General features: G+C 65.4%; 14 protein-coding genes. 5 read left to right on the forward strand and 9 right to left on the reverse strand.

Annotated elements, in window-relative coordinates; all coding sequences use genetic code 11:
* Positions 1-4 precede the first annotated feature (4 nt).
* From DBY63_RS09845 to DBY63_RS09855, 3 genes are read right to left on the reverse strand one after another with little or no spacing between them, the layout of a single operon-like run.
* A complete protein-coding gene (locus DBY63_RS09845; protein WP_108581797.1) occupies positions 5-1,354 on the reverse strand; it encodes an MmgE/PrpD family protein in 1,350 nt (449 codons plus the stop codon).
* Between the two features lie 10 nt (positions 1,355-1,364).
* Positions 1,365-2,525 carry an acyl-CoA dehydrogenase family protein gene (locus DBY63_RS09850; RefSeq protein ID WP_177411444.1) on the reverse strand — a complete coding sequence of 387 codons (1,161 nt, stop codon included), beginning with the start codon at positions 2,523-2,525 and terminating at the stop codon, positions 1,365-1,367.
* Positions 2,526-2,564: 39 nt separating this feature from the next.
* Positions 2,565-3,392, reverse strand: a complete 828-nt coding sequence (locus tag DBY63_RS09855) for a MaoC family dehydratase N-terminal domain-containing protein (protein WP_108581799.1) — start codon at positions 3,390-3,392, stop codon at positions 2,565-2,567.
* 124 nt (positions 3,393-3,516) lie between these two features.
* On the opposite strand from DBY63_RS09855, the gene DBY63_RS09860 reads away from it, so the two are divergent.
* Positions 3,517-4,431 carry a LysR substrate-binding domain-containing protein gene (locus tag DBY63_RS09860; RefSeq protein WP_027599247.1) on the forward strand — a complete coding sequence of 305 codons (915 nt, stop codon included), beginning with the start codon at positions 3,517-3,519 and terminating at the stop codon, positions 4,429-4,431.
* A 183-nt stretch (positions 4,432-4,614) separates the two neighbouring features.
* On the opposite strand, the gene DBY63_RS09865 is transcribed toward DBY63_RS09860, so the two are convergent.
* Positions 4,615-5,613: a fatty acid desaturase gene (locus tag DBY63_RS09865; protein ID WP_108581874.1), complete on the reverse strand. Its 999-nt coding sequence runs from the start codon at positions 5,611-5,613 to the stop codon at positions 4,615-4,617.
* Between the two features lie 633 nt (positions 5,614-6,246).
* Here DBY63_RS09865 and DBY63_RS09870 point away from each other — a divergent pair.
* Complete coding sequence (locus tag DBY63_RS09870) at positions 6,247-7,470, forward strand: acyl-CoA dehydrogenase family protein (RefSeq protein ID WP_108581800.1); 1,224 nt, start codon at positions 6,247-6,249, stop codon at positions 7,468-7,470.
* A 104-nt stretch (positions 7,471-7,574) separates the two neighbouring features.
* Positions 7,575-7,709 (forward strand): hypothetical protein, encoded by a 135-nt coding sequence (locus DBY63_RS25190; RefSeq protein WP_256594372.1) that lies wholly within the window; start codon positions 7,575-7,577, stop codon positions 7,707-7,709.
* Between the two features lie 43 nt (positions 7,710-7,752).
* Here DBY63_RS25190 and tauD read toward each other — a convergent pair whose 3' ends face one another.
* The 5 genes from tauD to DBY63_RS09895 form a co-directional block, all read right to left on the reverse strand.
* Positions 7,753-8,604 carry a taurine dioxygenase gene (gene tauD / locus DBY63_RS09875; protein WP_108581801.1) on the reverse strand — a complete coding sequence of 284 codons (852 nt, stop codon included), beginning with the start codon at positions 8,602-8,604 and terminating at the stop codon, positions 7,753-7,755.
* A 10-nt stretch (positions 8,605-8,614) separates the two neighbouring features.
* The gene (gene tauC, locus DBY63_RS09880; RefSeq protein WP_108581802.1) at positions 8,615-9,430 is read right to left on the reverse strand and encodes a taurine ABC transporter permease TauC; all 816 of its coding nucleotides are present in this window, start codon (positions 9,428-9,430) and stop codon (positions 8,615-8,617) included.
* Positions 9,420-10,208, reverse strand: coding sequence for an ATP-binding cassette domain-containing protein (locus tag DBY63_RS09885; RefSeq protein WP_108581803.1), 789 nt, complete (start codon positions 10,206-10,208; stop codon positions 9,420-9,422). The genes tauC and DBY63_RS09885 overlap by 11 nt, the downstream gene beginning before the upstream one ends.
* 68 nt (positions 10,209-10,276) lie before the next feature.
* Positions 10,277-11,263: a taurine ABC transporter substrate-binding protein gene (tauA, locus tag DBY63_RS09890; RefSeq protein ID WP_108581804.1), complete on the reverse strand. Its 987-nt coding sequence runs from the start codon at positions 11,261-11,263 to the stop codon at positions 10,277-10,279.
* Between the two features lie 205 nt (positions 11,264-11,468).
* Positions 11,469-11,840, reverse strand: a complete 372-nt coding sequence (locus DBY63_RS09895) for a response regulator (RefSeq protein ID WP_108581805.1) — start codon at positions 11,838-11,840, stop codon at positions 11,469-11,471.
* A gap of 336 nt (positions 11,841-12,176) precedes the next feature.
* Here DBY63_RS09895 and DBY63_RS09900 point away from each other — a divergent pair, with 336 nt between their 5' ends.
* Positions 12,177-13,298 (forward strand): mechanosensitive ion channel domain-containing protein, encoded by a 1,122-nt coding sequence (locus tag DBY63_RS09900; protein WP_108581806.1) that lies wholly within the window; start codon positions 12,177-12,179, stop codon positions 13,296-13,298.
* A 348-nt stretch (positions 13,299-13,646) separates the two neighbouring features.
* Positions 13,647-15,230: a glycogen synthase GlgA gene (glgA, locus tag DBY63_RS09905; RefSeq protein WP_256594373.1), complete on the forward strand. Its 1,584-nt coding sequence runs from the start codon at positions 13,647-13,649 to the stop codon at positions 15,228-15,230.
* The last annotated feature ends 18 nt before the right edge of the window (positions 15,231-15,248 follow it).

Genomic DNA, 15,248 nt, shown 5'->3' on the forward strand with positions numbered 1-15,248 from the left:
CAGGTCAGGTGAAGCAGTAGAGATCCACGCACTCGTGCAGCCGCCAGGCCCGGGCGATCAGGGCCTCGGCATCGGCGGGCGTGCGCTTGCCGGCGAAGGCGACCAGCCGGCGGAATTTGTCTTCCAGTTCAGCCCTGTCGAGGGTATTGCCGGGATCGCCCTTGGGCTCGTCGGTCCGTCCCTGCAGAACAGCGCCCTGGCGGGTCGTCACCTCGACCCTGCCCAGCCAACGCTGGGGATAGGCGGCGTCGACCTCGGGGTCCAGGCGCATGCCGACGCGTGCGCGGAAGGCCGCGACCGCGGGATCGTTCAGCGCGGCAGTCGCGAAATCACCCAGTTGCGCCTGGCCGTGGACGGCGATCAACCCCAGTACCGTGCCCATGGAAAACTTCGCCTGGTGCACGGTACGCGGCACCTCGACGCGACCGAGTACGTCCAGGGCGCCCTGGTGAACCCGCGCCGTCACCTGGGCGATGTCGTCGGGCGCCAGGCGTTCGCGCTGCATCAGGTCCAGCAGGGCATCGGCCGCAGGGTGGGTATGGCGGCAGGACGCATGGAACTTGAAGGAGGTTTCCAGCAAGGCCCAGCGCTGTCCCAGGCGATCGCTCAGCCGGCGGGCGTCGGCGTCAGTGGAGAGACCGGCGGCCAGGCCCTGCTCGCCCTCCAGGATGTTGCGCGCACCGGTCAACCCCTGCGCTGTGAGATAAGCCGCCAGCAGCCCATCCGCCGCCGCCTTGGCGGTATGCAGCTGCTTGGAATCCGCCGCGTCGCGCAGGAACTCCCAGAGCCCTGCCGCCTGGGTGCCCGCGTTGCCGAGCACCTGGATGAACTGCTCCCGGTCGAAGTCCAGCAGCTTGCCCACCGCCACCGCCGCGGCCAGGGTGCCCACGGTGGCCGTGGTATGGAAGATCCGATAGTGCGAGCGCCCGAGGAATTCTCCGATGCGGATACCCGCCTCATAGCCGGCAACCGCGGCGAGGATCAGCTCCTGTCCACTTTTTCCCAGGTCCTGGGCCGCGGCCAGTGCGGCGGAAAAGACCACCGTGGCCGGATGCAGCACCGAGCTGTTGTGCAGATCATCCTGCTCCACCAGATGAGAGGCGGCGCCATTGACCAGCGCGGCGAAGTAGGCTGAGGTGCCGTAGGGCGCGACCAGTACCCGGGCACGCCCCTCGGTGGGGCCCATGCTCTGGGCATAGGCATGGAACAGCGGTATGGGATGGCTGCCATCGCTGGCCAGCGCCGAGCCCAGCCAGTCGAGAAACAGCTCTTCGGTCCGCGTCACGACGCTGGCCGGCAGATCCGCATAGGCCAGCTCGCCGAGAAAGGCCGCCAGACGTTCGGTATGGGTCATGGCGGTCACCCTAGAAGGAGCGCGGCAGTTCGAGCAGATGCTCGGCCACGTAGGAAAGAATGAGGTTGGTGGAGATCGGGGCAACCTGATACAGGCGCGTCTCGCGAAACTTGCGCTCGACGTCGTACTCGGTGGCGAAGCCGAAGCCTCCATGCGTCTGCAGACAGGCGTTGGCCGCCTCCCAGCTGGCCTTGGCCGCCAGGTACTTGGCCATGTTGGCCACCGCGCCGGCGTTTTCGCCGCGGTCGTACAGGTCGCAGGCGTGCCAGCGCATCAGATCCGCGGCTTCGATTTCGATATGGGCCTCGGCGATGGGAAACTGCACGCCCTGGTTCTGCCCGATGGGGCGACCGAACACCACCCGGTCGCGGGCATAGTGACGGGCCTTGTCGACGAACCACCGGCCATCGCCGATGCATTCCGCGGCGATCAGGGTGCGTTCGGCATTGAGACCGTCGAGGATGTAGCGAAACCCCTTGCCCTCCTCCCCGATGAGGTTGCTGGCGGGAATTTCCAGCTCGTCGAAGAACAGCTCGTTGGTCTCGTGATTGACCATGTTGGGGATGGGCCGAACGGTCAGCCCCTTGCCGATGGCCTCGCGCAGATCCACCAGAAAGATCGACATCCCCTCGGACTTGCGCTGGACGGCTTCCAGCGGCGTGGTCCGCGCCAGCAGGATCATCAGATCGGAATGCTGCACCCGGGAGATCCACACCTTCTGCCCATTGATCACATAGCGATCGCCCCTGCGCACCGCCGTGGTCTTGATCTTGGTGGTATCGGTGCCGGTGGTGGGCTCGGTGACGCCCATGGACTGAAGGCGCAGCTCACCGCTGGCCAGCCGTGGCAGATAGGCGCTCTTCTGCTCGTCGCTGCCGTTTCGCAGCAGGGTGAACATGTTGTACATCTGCCCATGGATGGTCCCGGAATTGCCGCCGCAGCGATTCACCTCCTCCAGAATGATGGAGGCCTCGGCCAGGCCCAGCCCCGAGCCGCCATAGGCTTCCGGAATCATGGCGGACAGCCAGCCCGCCTCGGTCATCGCCTGGACGAAGTCCTGGGGAAAGCCCTTCTGCTCATCAATGTGGCGCCAGTACTCGGCCGGGAAGCCGGCGCAAAGGCCACGGACGCCGTCGCGAATGGCGGCGAATTCTTCTTGTCGTTCGTCCAGCATGGGAGTTTCTCTCTTGTCGTTATAGGGGCACCGCTGTCACTCGAATCGCAGCCGAGCCACCTGGGCTGCACCGTCGCCATTTCCAGCCCACAGCTCCGCCTCGCCGGGCGCGATGACCTGACCACTGAGCGTGAAGGGAGCGGGCGCGATCAGCGGACGAACGCCGCGATAGCTGAACTGCCGTATCCGCGCGGTCGGATGAGCGCGACGGAAGCTGCGCAGCGACAGGGTCGCGATGAGCGGGCCATGGACGACCAGACCGGCATAGCCCTCCTGCTGGGTCGCGTAGGGCCAGTCGTAGTGGATGCGATGACCGTTGAAGGTCACCGCCGAATAGCGGAAGAGCAACGTCGGCTCGGGTACCACCGACTCCGCCCAGCTGCCGAGCGCGATGGCTTCGCCGCTGCCGGCCTTGGGCGCACCGGGCTCGCGATAGACCAGGTCCTGCTCTTCGCGCAGCACCAGTTCGTCCTGTTGGAAATAACGGTGCTCCACGGTCACGAACAGCAGGCTGCCGCTACGACCCGTCTTCTCCTCGACGCGCAGCAGCGTCGAGACGCAGCGCGCCCGCTCGCCAACGTGCAGCGCGCCGAGAAAGTCCAGGCGCCCGCCTGCCCACATGCGATTACGCCCTTCCGCCGGCGGCAGGAAGGTACCGCGCGCCGCATGCCCATCGGGCCCGAGCTGGGCCCCTGCCACCGGGTTGTCGAAGAAGGCCCAGTGCCAGAGCGGCGGCAGCGCCTCGCCCGCCGCCAATGGCGGTTCATCGAAGGTGTGGGCGATGCGCGCTACCTGGCGTTGTCCCAGAAAATCCTCTGTTTCGAGGGTTCGTCCCACCCAGGCTGCGGCTGGCGTCGCGTTCATGCTTGACTCCCATCGATAGGCTCGACGCCAGCTTGCGGGGAGTTGTTTCGTTCTGTGAATTTACATTTGCGTAAGCCGGCATTCGGCTAGGCTGAACGCCAAAAAACGCACGGAGCACGCGAGCATGCATTTCGACCTGGCTGACCTGCGGCTTTTCATCCATATCGCCGAGTCGCCCAGCCTGACGCAGGGCGCACGCCGCGCGGCCCTGTCGCCGGCCGCCGCCAGCGCGCGAGTGAAGGCCCTCGAAAGCCAGTTCGGCATTCGCCTGCTCTACCGTGACAGTCGTGGCGTCGAGCTCACGCCAGCGGGCCAGCGCCTGCTGCAGCATGCCCGTCTCATCATGCGCCAGGTCGACTTTCTCAAAGGCGAATTCACCGAGTACCGCAGTGATGCCACCGGCCATATCCGCATCTTCGCCAACACGACCGCGGTCACCGAGTTCCTCCCCGGATTGCTCGCCGTCTATCTCGCGGATCGCCCGGGCGTGACGGTGGATCTGCAGGAGCGCCTCAATCGTGACATCGTCAGGGGGGTGATCGACGGGGCAGCGGATCTGGGCATCACCGCCGGACTGATCGAAGCGAGCAATCTGCAGATCCTGCCCTACAGCATGGATCGCCTGACGCTGGTCGTGCCCACCGGGCATCCCCTGGCCAGCCAGCCCCAGGTCACCTTGCGGGAGACCCTGGACTACCAGCACATCTGTCTGCGCGAGGGCACCAGCCTGCTGAATTTCCTGCGGGATCAGGTGGAACGTCTCGGTGCCACCCTGAATCTGCGTATCCAGCTCTCCAGTTTCGAGGCCGTGTGCCGCATGGTCGAAGCCAAGGTGGGCATCGGCATCCTGCCCGAATCCGCCGCCCGGCATCATGGCCGAAGCATGGCGATCCGGACGGTGAGGATCGAGGAACCCTGGGCGGTTCGCGAGCGAAACATTCTGGTCAGGGATCTGGAGGCACTACCGGAAAGCGTCCGCGCCCTGGTCAGGCTCCTGCAGGATTCCGCGGGGAGTTCCGACGCCCCACGACCTCTGTAAGCGCGCTCCTTCCCCAGGCGCCAACAGGTTTCCCAGGCAGCGGCTGGCGCCCGAACTGGCGGCGCTGCTCCATCGGCCCTTCTGAACGGCCCGGCATCGCAACGATCTGGCTTGGTCTCGCCTTGATTACCCAGGCAGGGAGAATCAATCCCAAAGCGATCCAAAACGAAGGGGTGGTATTATCTAGCGGCAGGCAGATATCAATGAAGGCTGACCGGCCGGGAGATGGCTGGGAGGCCTTGCGTCAGCGCCGGGATGCCTGGGTGCATCCACGGCTCGCCAGGCGAAACGTCGACCCAGCTCGCGATAGCCGGAAAACACGAAGCCTCCGCTGCGCGCCTGATAGGCACTGCGCCTGGCGCGGTAGACCCGCGGAATCAGATACCAGGGCAAGCCCGGCAGATCGTGGTGGACCAGGTGCAGGGTATTGTTGAGAAACAGCCAGCGCAGCGCCCCGCCGCTCTCGTTGAGCACGCACCTTTGCGCCGGATCCAGCGCCGGGCGGTGTTCGTAAAAGGATCTGATCAGCGCCAGGGCCAGCGCCGGCCAGGCCACTCCCAGCACATAGATCGCCAGGGGCATGCCAGACAGCCCGTGGATCGCCAGGAGCAGCCCTGCACAGAGTGTCAGGTGGATCAGCCAGACACCCAGCATGCCCCGCTCGCCACGCCGGCAGCGGCGTACTTCGAACTCCAGCATGCCGTGCAGCGATAGCACCGGTCCCACCAGGACACGCCCGAGCAAGGTCTTGTCCAGCCAGAGCAACGCCCGTCCGGCCTGCCCTCTTCGCTCCCAGACCTCGCCATCCACATAGCGGCTCTCGGGATCGAGGTCCGGGTCGGTGAGGTTCTCGCGCCGATGGTGCGCCAGATGGCTGTCCCTATAGAGCGGAAAGGGAAACCAGAGGCCGAGGGGTGGATAGGCCAGCAGGGCATTAACCCGGGGCCAGCGCGTGGGATGACCGTGGATCAACTCGTGCTGCAGCGACTGGTGCAGCACGACGACCAGAATCAGCGGTGGCAGGGTCCAGTAGCCAAGCAGCGGCCAGGCCAGGACGAGCAGCAGCCAGCTTGCGTAGACCCCTGCAATCAGCCCCCAGGTCGGCCATTCGCTGCGGGCGGTGAACGTATGCAGGAGCAATTTGACCAGGCGGCGATGCCGCGTATCGAGATAGACAGTCACCACAGGGCCCTGATAGCCAGAAATCAAAGCCGACCTTAGAAAAAGAGCATCCAGAAGTGAAATATCGTTAAGGCATTACTTCATGAACAAGTGATTGTTCGCTGCCTTCAGCCATGCAATGGCTCGATATTCAACGTCTTGCCGCGATAATTCCGCAGCCCATCTAACGATCATTCAAGCAACCAATAAAAACATAAGCTTATAAAAAATCATCCACACCAAGACCCAACTGTTGCGGGAACAACACTTCTGGCAAGGAATATTTCGAGACATATCCTTAGCACTTTTGACAACTGGTCAATGGCTCGAAGTGCCTTCTAGACTTGAGCCAACTCTGCACTTGTCAAAGTCCGCCATGTTTTTATCCAACAAGATGCTCCGTACGGGTGAACCTGCACCCACTTCCCCGATAAGGACTCATGCAAGGCCGGCGGGCAGGCAGCAAGACGAATGGGCTCCGTCCACCCGATACCGTCCCGCAGCGCCGGAAGCGGTCCTGAAAACCTTGGGCCGCCGTCTGCTGGCGGCGATCGCCCTGATCGGCCACACCCGCGCCGCCCAGGCCGAGATGGCCCGTCTCGGTCTCGCCCGTCCCGAATCTCTCCCGACAGCATTAGAAGGATCTCCATTCCCATGAGCATCATTTCCGCAGGCTGGGGCGCCGGCCCTTCCGCGCGCCATGCCGACCTCTCCGCGCGCTTTCAGCCGCTGTTCCAGCGCGTCCGCGCGGGCGCCATCCAACGCGAGGTGCAGCGGCGGCTGCCGGTCGAAGAGCTGGACTGGCTGAAGGCAGCGGGCTTCACCGCCCTGCGGCTGCCGGTCGAGCACGGCGGCGCAGGCGTCACCCTGCCGGAACTGTTCGCCCTGCTCATCGAACTGGGCGAGGCGGATTCCAATCTGGTCCAAGCCCTGCGCGGCCACATGGGCTTTGTCGAGGGCCTGCTCAACAGCGACGACCCGGCGCGCCGCAGCCGCTGGTTCGCGCGCATCGCTGCCGGCGAGACAATAGGTCCGGCGTCCAGCGAAGTCGGCGATGCCCGGCGCGCCGAGTTCAGCACACGCGTACGCCGCGAGGGCGACGCCCTGCTGCTCTCCGGCACCAAGTTCTATACCACCGGTTCGCTCTATGCCGACTGGATCGACGTGGGCGCCACCGACGAGGCCGGCAATCGCGTCATGGTCACCGTCCGCCGCGATGCCCCCGGCGTCGAGGTGGTGGATGACTGGAATGGCTTCGGCCAGACCCTGACCGCCAGCGGCACGGCGACCTTCACCAATGTGCGCGTAGAGCCTGCGGACGTGGTGGCGGTGGGCGAGCGCTTCCGCTATTCACCCGGCTTCTTCCAGGTCTTTCACCTCGCCAATCTGGCGGGCCTGGGACGGGCCATGAGCAGCGAGGTAGCGGCCGCGGTCGCCGCTCGCACCCGCACCTTCACCATCGGCAACGCCGACCGTGTCAGCCAGGATCCCCAGGTGCTGGCCGTGGTAGGCCAGGTACGCAGCGCGGCCTACTGCGCCGGGGTGATTGCCCTGAAGAACGCCGAGGCCTTGCAGCGGGTGCATGCCCTCAGGCAGACGGACGACCAGGCCGCCGAGGATCGCGCGGTGGCGCTGGCCGAACTGGAAGTCTGCCAATCGCTCAATGTGGTGACGGACCTGATCATCGAGGCCTCCGGACGCCTGTTCGACGCCCTGGGCGCCTCGGCCACGCTGAGACCCCAGGGTCTGGATCGCTTCTGGCGCAATGCCCGCACCCTCGCCTCCCACAATCCGCGCATCTACAAGGATCGAATCGTCGGCGACTTCGCGGTCAACGGCACCCCCCCGCCGCCGCAGTGGAAGATCGGCGTCGCCTAGGCCGCCGAACCGGCCGGAAACCCCGACGAGAGCCGCCCTGCCCGGCTGGCCGCCGCCCCCGGCGATGCTTTAAGCTCGCCGGCCTTACCCCCTGGAGCGGTGTCATGGAAACGTCTCGCAGCAATCGTCAGGCCATGTGGAAGGCCATCAAGGATCCGCGCTTCATCCCGGTCGCGGTGGCGGCCGTGTGCATCGTGCTGTTCTTCGTATTCGGGCTGATCGACGTCCTGGGCAACTGATCTTCCGCCGGGACGCCGGCCTATCCCTGCTGCGGACAGGCCATCATCCCTGGTCGCCCGGCCCGCGGGGACGGTCGCCCAGGATGGTCGCCCGGTGCATCACGCGCCGCTGCGGACGATAGTCGTCACAGGCGTAGTGCTGGGTGATGCGGTTGTCCCAGAAGGCCAGATCGCCCGCCTGCCACTGCCAGCGCACCTGGAATTCAGGTCGGGCGGCATGGGCGAACAGCAATTGCAGCAGCGCCTCGCTCTCGGCTTCTTCCAGCTCGACGATCCGGGTGGTGAAGCCGGCGCTGACGAACAGCCCCTTGACCCCGGTCTCCGGGTGCACCCTCACCACCGGATGACGCACCGGCGGGTTGGACGCGCGTGCCGCATTGAAACGCTGCAAGCCTTCCGGCGTCTGGCCGAAGCGCTCCAGCGGAAAGGATTTGCTCAGGTCGTGCCAGGCACTGAGACCGTCGAGCAGCCCGCGAAGCGGTGCGGACAGCGCCGCATAGGCCGCGGAATTGCTCGCCCAGAGGGTATCGCCGCCATAGGCAGGCACCTGGCGGGCGCTGAGCAGCGACCCCAGCGGCGGCGTCTGGATGAAGGTCACATCCGTATGCCAGAGCGCGTTGTCCCTCAGATCGTTCAACTCGGTATCCAGCACCAGGATTTCCGGCTGCTCGGGATGCTTGGGATAGATCGGGTGGATGTGCAGATCGCCGAAATGGGCCGCCACGTCCCGTTGCTGGCGTGGCGTCAGCAACTGGTCACGCAGAAACAGCACCTGATGCTCCCGCAGCCCCTGGTGGAGTGCCGTGTGGCTGGCGGCGTCCAGGGGCTCGCGCAGATCCAGGCCATGGACGCGTGCCCCGAGGGCGGGGCTCAGACGTTCGAAGGTAAGGGGCATGGACGTCTCCCTACTGCCAGCCGGCATAGCGCCGCTGCAGGGCGCGCAGGCCCAGTTCGATGGACAGGGCGATGCTGGCGATCAGCAGGATGCCCACCACCACCACGTCGGTGGCCATGAACTGGGCGGCCGATTGCACCATGAAGCCCAGGCCCCGATTGGCCGCGATCAACTCAGCGGCCACCAGGGTCGACCAGCCCACCCCCAGGGCGATCCGCAGGCCGGTGAGGATGTCGGGCAAGGCACTGGGCAGGATGACGTGCCGCACCACCTGCCCTCGCGAGGCGCCCAGGCAGCGCACTGCCTGGCGTCGCGCCGGATCGACCCGGCGCACCCCACCCACGGTGGCGATCAGCAAGGGCGCGAACAACGCCAGATAGATCAGCAGCACCTTGGACAGCTCGCCGATGCCGAACCAGATCACCATCAGCGGCAGGTAGGCCAGCGGTGGAATCGGCCGATAGAACTCCACCAGGGGGTCCAGCGCGGCGTTCAGGGTCGGGTTGAGGCCCATGGCGATGCCCAGGGGTACCGCGGTCAGCACGGCCGCCAGTAGCGCCGCCAGCACCCGCAGCAGGCTGGTGCCCAGGTGCTGCCAGAGGCTGGCATCCAGATAGCCGTCGGCGAGCAGTCCCTGCAGAGCGACCAGCAGTTGTTCGGGCGACGGCAGGAACAGGGTATCCACCCAACCCAGATGGGTCGCGCTCCACCAGAGCGTCGCCACGCCTGCCAGGGTGCCCAGCGCTGCCACTCGGCGGCGGTCCAAGTGCAGTCGACGGCGTTCCCGGTTATCGCGCAGGGAGGTTGTCAGGGTGTCAGAGGACATGATCGGGAGACTCCTGCAGAAAGAGGTCGAGCAACTCCTGGCGCAGCTCGGCGAAAAGGGGATCGGCCTTGATCGCGCGAACGGGCTCCCCCGCCAGATAGCGGCGGGCGAAAGGCACCTCCAGGCGGCGGACGATGCGCGCGGGCGGTCCGTCCAGCACCAGCAGCTCGGTCGCCAGAAACAGCGCCTCGTCGACGCTGTGGGTGATGAGGAACAGGCCCTTGCCGGTGCGTTTCCATACGTCCAGCAACAGCACCTGCATGCGTTCCCGGGTCAGGGCGTCGAGAGCGCCGAAGGGTTCGTCCAGCAGTAGGAAATCCGGATCCACCGCCAGGGCGCGGGCCAGACCCAGGCGTTGACGCTGGCCACCCGAGAGTTCGCCGATGGCGTGCTCGGCGTGCTGCGGCAGCCCCACCAGCTCGAGCATCTCGCGAGCCCTGGCCTCGCGCTCGGCACGTCCCAGCCCGCGCAGGCGCAGTCCCAGGGCGACGTTGTCGAGCGCATTGAGCCAGGGCATCAGGGCGTCGTCCTGGAACACCACGCCGCGTTCGCCACCCGGCCCCCCCAGGGTCCGGCCATCGAGCTGCACGCGCCCTTCATCCAGGGATTGAAAACCGGCGAGCACGTTGAGCAGGCTGGACTTACCGCAGCCGGACGGGCCCAGGACGACCAGGCAGGCGCCCTTCTCCACTGCGAGGTCGAGACGCTGCAGAATGGGTTGACGACGGCCACGGCGGACGAATCCGAGGCTGGCCTGTTCCAGGGTGAGTCGACTCATGACCGGCTCCTGTCGGCTGGGAAAAAAAGCCCCTCCGGAGAGGGGCGAATCGTGGCGTGAGAGGATCGCTATTGAGCCTTGCGGACGTATTCGGCGCTGACATAGGGCGAGTAGTCGTCGAGCACCGTGGGAATGCGCTTCTGTTCCTTGAGAAATTCGGCGGTGTGGGCGATGGCCTTGGCCGTGCCGCCACCGAGCAGATCGGGCCCGAGTTGCGCCTGGGCATCCGGATAACGTGAGCCGGCCAGTAATTCGGGGATGTCCGCGGCGTCCGCGCCGGTCAGGCGAGCGATCTTTCTGGCCTGCTCGGACTGCGCATCCCATGCCTTGCCATGGGCCTGGTAGTCGGCGAAGGCCTGCAAGGTGACCTTGGCGTACTGGGCGATGACTTCGGGATGCTTTTCGGCGAAGTCCTTGCGCGCCACCCAGACCTCGAAGGTTGGCGCACCCCAGCTGCCCACCTGGGCGGCATCGGCGAGCACCTTCCCGTTCTTCTTGATCTCGCCCAGCGCGGGTGACCAGACGAAGGCGCCATCGATATCACCGCGGCGCCAGGCAGCGGCGATCTCGGTGGGATTGAGGTTGACGATCTTGACCTTGGCCGGATCCACGCCCCAGTGTTTGAGGGCTCCCAGCAGGCTGTAGTGGGAGGTGGAGACGAAGGGCGTGGCGATGGTCTTGCCGACCAGTTGCTCGGGTCTGTCGATCCCGCTGCCATCGCGTACGACCAGGGCTTCGGCGGAATCGATTTGCGCGGAGACGAGGAAGGTCACCAGCGGCAGCTTGCGCGAGGTGGCCGCCGCCAGCGGGCTGGAGCCGAGATTGCCAATCTGGACATCACCCGATGCCAGCGCGGCGACGACCTCGGGACCGCTGTTGAAACGGCGCCAGTCGATCTTCTGGCCAATCGCCTGATCGTAGCGGCCATCGGCCTGGGCGACCTTTGAGGGATCGACACCGGTCTGGTAGCCGACCACCAGATCGGCAGCGGTCGCCTGCACCGCGAGCGTTGCCAGGCCTGCAGCCAGCGCCAGAGACTTGAGCAGTGAATTCATGAAGGCCTCCTTGTCGGCAGGCACGCCGGAGCGCGCCCTCGGCATCGACTCGATGCCTGTCGGAGGCCAAGCTAAACGATCTAAGTATCGTCAGATAAATAACGAAAAGGAATCAGCTTAGGCAGGGTGCTGGACGGTTGCGGACAGCGCCCGCTTCCACCACAAAGGAGAGTACGGCCTGGAACCAGGCCGCAGAAGGCAGCAATCAGCCCTTGCGCTGATTGAGGAAGCGGAAGCAGCCGGCCAGCAGGTCGTCGAAGCGCCAGGGCTTTGGCAGGTAGTAGATGTCCGGGGCGCGCTCGGGCTGCAGCTCTTCGAAATAGCCCGAAGAGACGATGATGGGCAGACCCGGCAGCTGCTGCTTGACGCGGCGCGCCAGCTCCAGGCCGTCGATGACACCCGGCATGCGGACGTCGGTGATCAGCAGATCAGGCGTCGGACGCGCACTCGACAGGTATTCCCAGGCTTGATCCGCGGTGCCGAAGGTGTGCACCTGAAAGCCTTCGCCTTCGAGCACCTCTTCCATCAGCCCGAGCAACATGTTCTCGTCTTCGACGACCACTACCACTGGTTTCATAAATCCGTCTCGATCTCCGCAGGTCCGCCATCTGACTGGACGTATCTCGTTGGGGCGCGAATTCTACTCCTATCCGGCGTCCGCTGCGCACTCTCCTCTGAGCTTAGACGCGAGGTGCGACATCCTGCCCCACTGATCGACAGAAAAAGCCAGCACTGCGCAACAGGCATCGCACCTATTGGGGTGGTATTACCACCCTGGGACCGTTTGCCGGACATTCGGGGAACCGTGGCGAAGCCCCTCAGTCGGAAAACAGGTGTCTCGAAAGGCTCCCCGCGGTTCCGGCGCGTCAGCTTTTCTGGATCACGGGGAGCCGTCTGCCTGAGGAAATTGCGCATGACGGCCATCGACTGGACGGGTTGGCTCAACGCCCCCTGGATCACCACGCTGATCGCGGCGGGGGTCGCCCTGCTGATCAGCAGCGTCGCCCTGACCCTGGCGTTCGCGGCCATCCGCCGCCTGGCCAATCCCTTCCTGCTGGCGCGCAACCTGGTCAAGTACGCCGAGAAACCCGCGCGCCTGGCCGTGCCGTTGGTGGTGTTGCAAGGTGTCTGGAATTCCGCACCCGATGCCCTGCCGCTGTTGCGTGCCGTACAGCATCTCACCGGTCTGCTGAGCATCGCCGCCTTTACCTGGCTGGGCCTCCGGGCGGTCAAGGCCGTCGGCGCGACCATCGCCCTGCGCAATCCCGTAGATGTGGCGGACAACCTGCGGGCCAGGCGGATCCAGACGCAGAATCGGGTGCTGGTGCGCAGCCTCAGCTTCATCGTCCTGCTGGTGGGCATCGCCCTGATGCTGATGACCTTCCCGGCGGTTCGCCAGGTGGGTGCGAGCCTGCTCGCCTCGGCCGGGGTCGCGGGCCTGGTCGCGGGTATCGCTGCGCGACCGGTCCTGGGCAATCTCATCGCCGGCCTGCAGATCGCCGTGACCCAGCCGATCCGGCTGGACGATGTGGTCATCGTCGAAGGCGAATGGGGCCGGGTGGAAGAGATCACCGGCACCTACGTGGTGGTCCGTATCTGGGACGATCGCCGCCTGGTGGTCCCGCTGCAATACTTCATCGAGACGCCCTTCCAGAACTGGACGCGCTCGTCTTCCAGCCTGATCGGGTCAGTCTTCATATGGGTTGACTATTCCCTACCCCTGGCACCCATCCGCACCGAATTGGAACGCGCCTGTGCCGAGGTGCCCCATTTGTGGGATGGCCGTGTCTGCGTGCTGCAGGTGACCGATGCGTCCCACGATTCCATCCAGCTGCGCGTGCTGGTGAGTTCGGGCGATTCCTCCAAGAACTGGGACCTGCGCTGCTTCGTGCGCGAGCGGCTGATCACCCACATCAATCGCGAATTCCCCCTCTGCCTGCCCAAGCTGCGGACCGAACTGGGACGCCGTGACGTGCACCCCGCGCCACTATCCGACGAAAGGCAAGAGCCGGTCGTTCGTCAGCCAGAAGTCTGATTTTTCGGCCAATTGTCGCGATCAGGTGACCATCAAGCGGTTCACCTGGCGTTTATTCAGAGGTACCGGCCCGAACCGCGACGGCTTTCGGGCATGCATCTGGCAATACGAAGCAAGACCGCAACATTCGAGCGGGAAACTTGTGACGTTGTCCGTGAGTCAGTGCGAGAGCAATCTGGAAATCCGCGAAGCAGTTCTCGCCCAGATCCAGACATCTCAAGAAGAGGTGACCGGCAAAAAGGCTGTAGCAGCTCGGCTGTAGGCGTTTTTGAACCAGGAGCATCGAGCTTCAGGAAAGAAGCAATCAGGTAAACCTCAGTCTCGAACTTGCTGCATTGGGAGCGCACCATGGCAAATGCCGTCGTGGGGAAATTTGGGGCTCTGGAGCCCGTTGAAACTGCCACTCGCACCACCAGATCCAGCTCGCTCCGCAAGCGCACGGACGAGCCTCAGCTGACGCTGAGCTCCGTCGTCGAAAGTCGTAAACGCATTCTTTTCGTGACTCCGGAAATTTCCGACTTCGTCAAGGCCGGTGGCCTGGGCGAGGTATCAGGCGCCCTGCCGCGCGCCCTCGCCGCCTCCCACGACGTCCGGGTATTGATCCCCGGCTATCGTCAGGTGATGGCCGCGATCAAGGATCGCGTGCAGATGGTCGGCCGCATCGCCGCCCGCGCCGCCATGCCGGCCTGCGAGATCGGTCGCGTCAATCTGGAAGACGGCCTGGTCGTCTATGTGCTGATCTGCCCCGAACTCTATGAGCGCCCGGGCAACCCCTATGGCGACCTGAACGGTGCCGACTGGGCCGACAACCACATCCGCTTCGGTCGCCTGGCCAGCGCTGCCGCCGACTTCGCCCTGGGCGACGCCTCCATTCGCTGGGTGCCGGACCTGCTGCACCTCAACGACTGGCAGACCGGCCTCGCCGCTGGCTACCTGCGCTGGAAGGGTGCCAGCACCCCGTGCCTGACCACCATCCACAACCTGGCGTACCAGGGCCTGTTCCCGGCTTCGGTCATGGCCGATCTCGACATTCCCGCCCACGCCTTCCAGATGGAGGGCCTGGAGTTCTGGGGCAAGGTGTCCTTTCTCAAGGCCGGTCTGGTCTATGCCGACCACATCACCACGGTCAGCCACACCTACGCCCAGGAAATCACCACCGCGGAATTCGGTTGCGGCCTCGAAGGCCTGCTGCAGGTCAAGGCCCGTGACGGCAAGCTGACCGGCCTGCTCAACGGCATCGACGATGGCTGGAGCGCCTGCAGCGACCCGCACCTGTGCCAGCAATTCACCGAATCGGACTGGGACGGCAAGGCGGTCAACGCCGCGCGCATTCGCGAGGAATTCGGCCTGGAGCCCTCCAACGGCCCGTTGTTCGCCGTGGTCTCCCGACTGGTCCAGCAGAAAGGCATCGACCTGACCATCGAGGCGGCCGATCACATCGTCGCCCGCGGTGGCCAGCTGATGATCATCGGTTGCGGCGAGCCGCACATCGAGCGCCAGGTACGGGCCCTGGCCCTGCGCCATCCCGGTCGGGTCAGTGCCCACATCGGCTTCTGCGAGACCGAGGCACGGCGCATGTATGCCGGGAGCGACTTCCTGCTGATGCCCTCGCGCTTCGAGCCGTGCGGCCTGAGCCAGATGTACGCCCAGCGCTTCGCCTCCCTACCGATCGCCACCCGCACCGGTGGCCTGGCCGACAGCATCGAGGACGGCACCACCGGCTTCCTGTTCGCCCCGCTGTCGCTGGAAAACTACATCAGCGCCATCGACCGCGCCCTGGGTGTGTTCGAACGTCAGGACCTCTTGCTGGCCATGCGTCATCGCGCCATGCAGGGCCCGTTCTTCTGGTCCGAATGCGCCAAGCCCTATGCCTCGCTGTACCTCGATCTGCTCCAGACCACCGCTCACCAGGAGCGTCAGGTCGGCGCCTGAGGCGCAACCTGACTACCA

Origin of the sequence: Pseudomonas sp. RIT411, from assembly GCF_003057735.2 — a bacterium.
GTDB classification, from domain to species: domain Bacteria; phylum Pseudomonadota; class Gammaproteobacteria; order Pseudomonadales; family Pseudomonadaceae; genus Chryseomonas; species Chryseomonas oryzihabitans.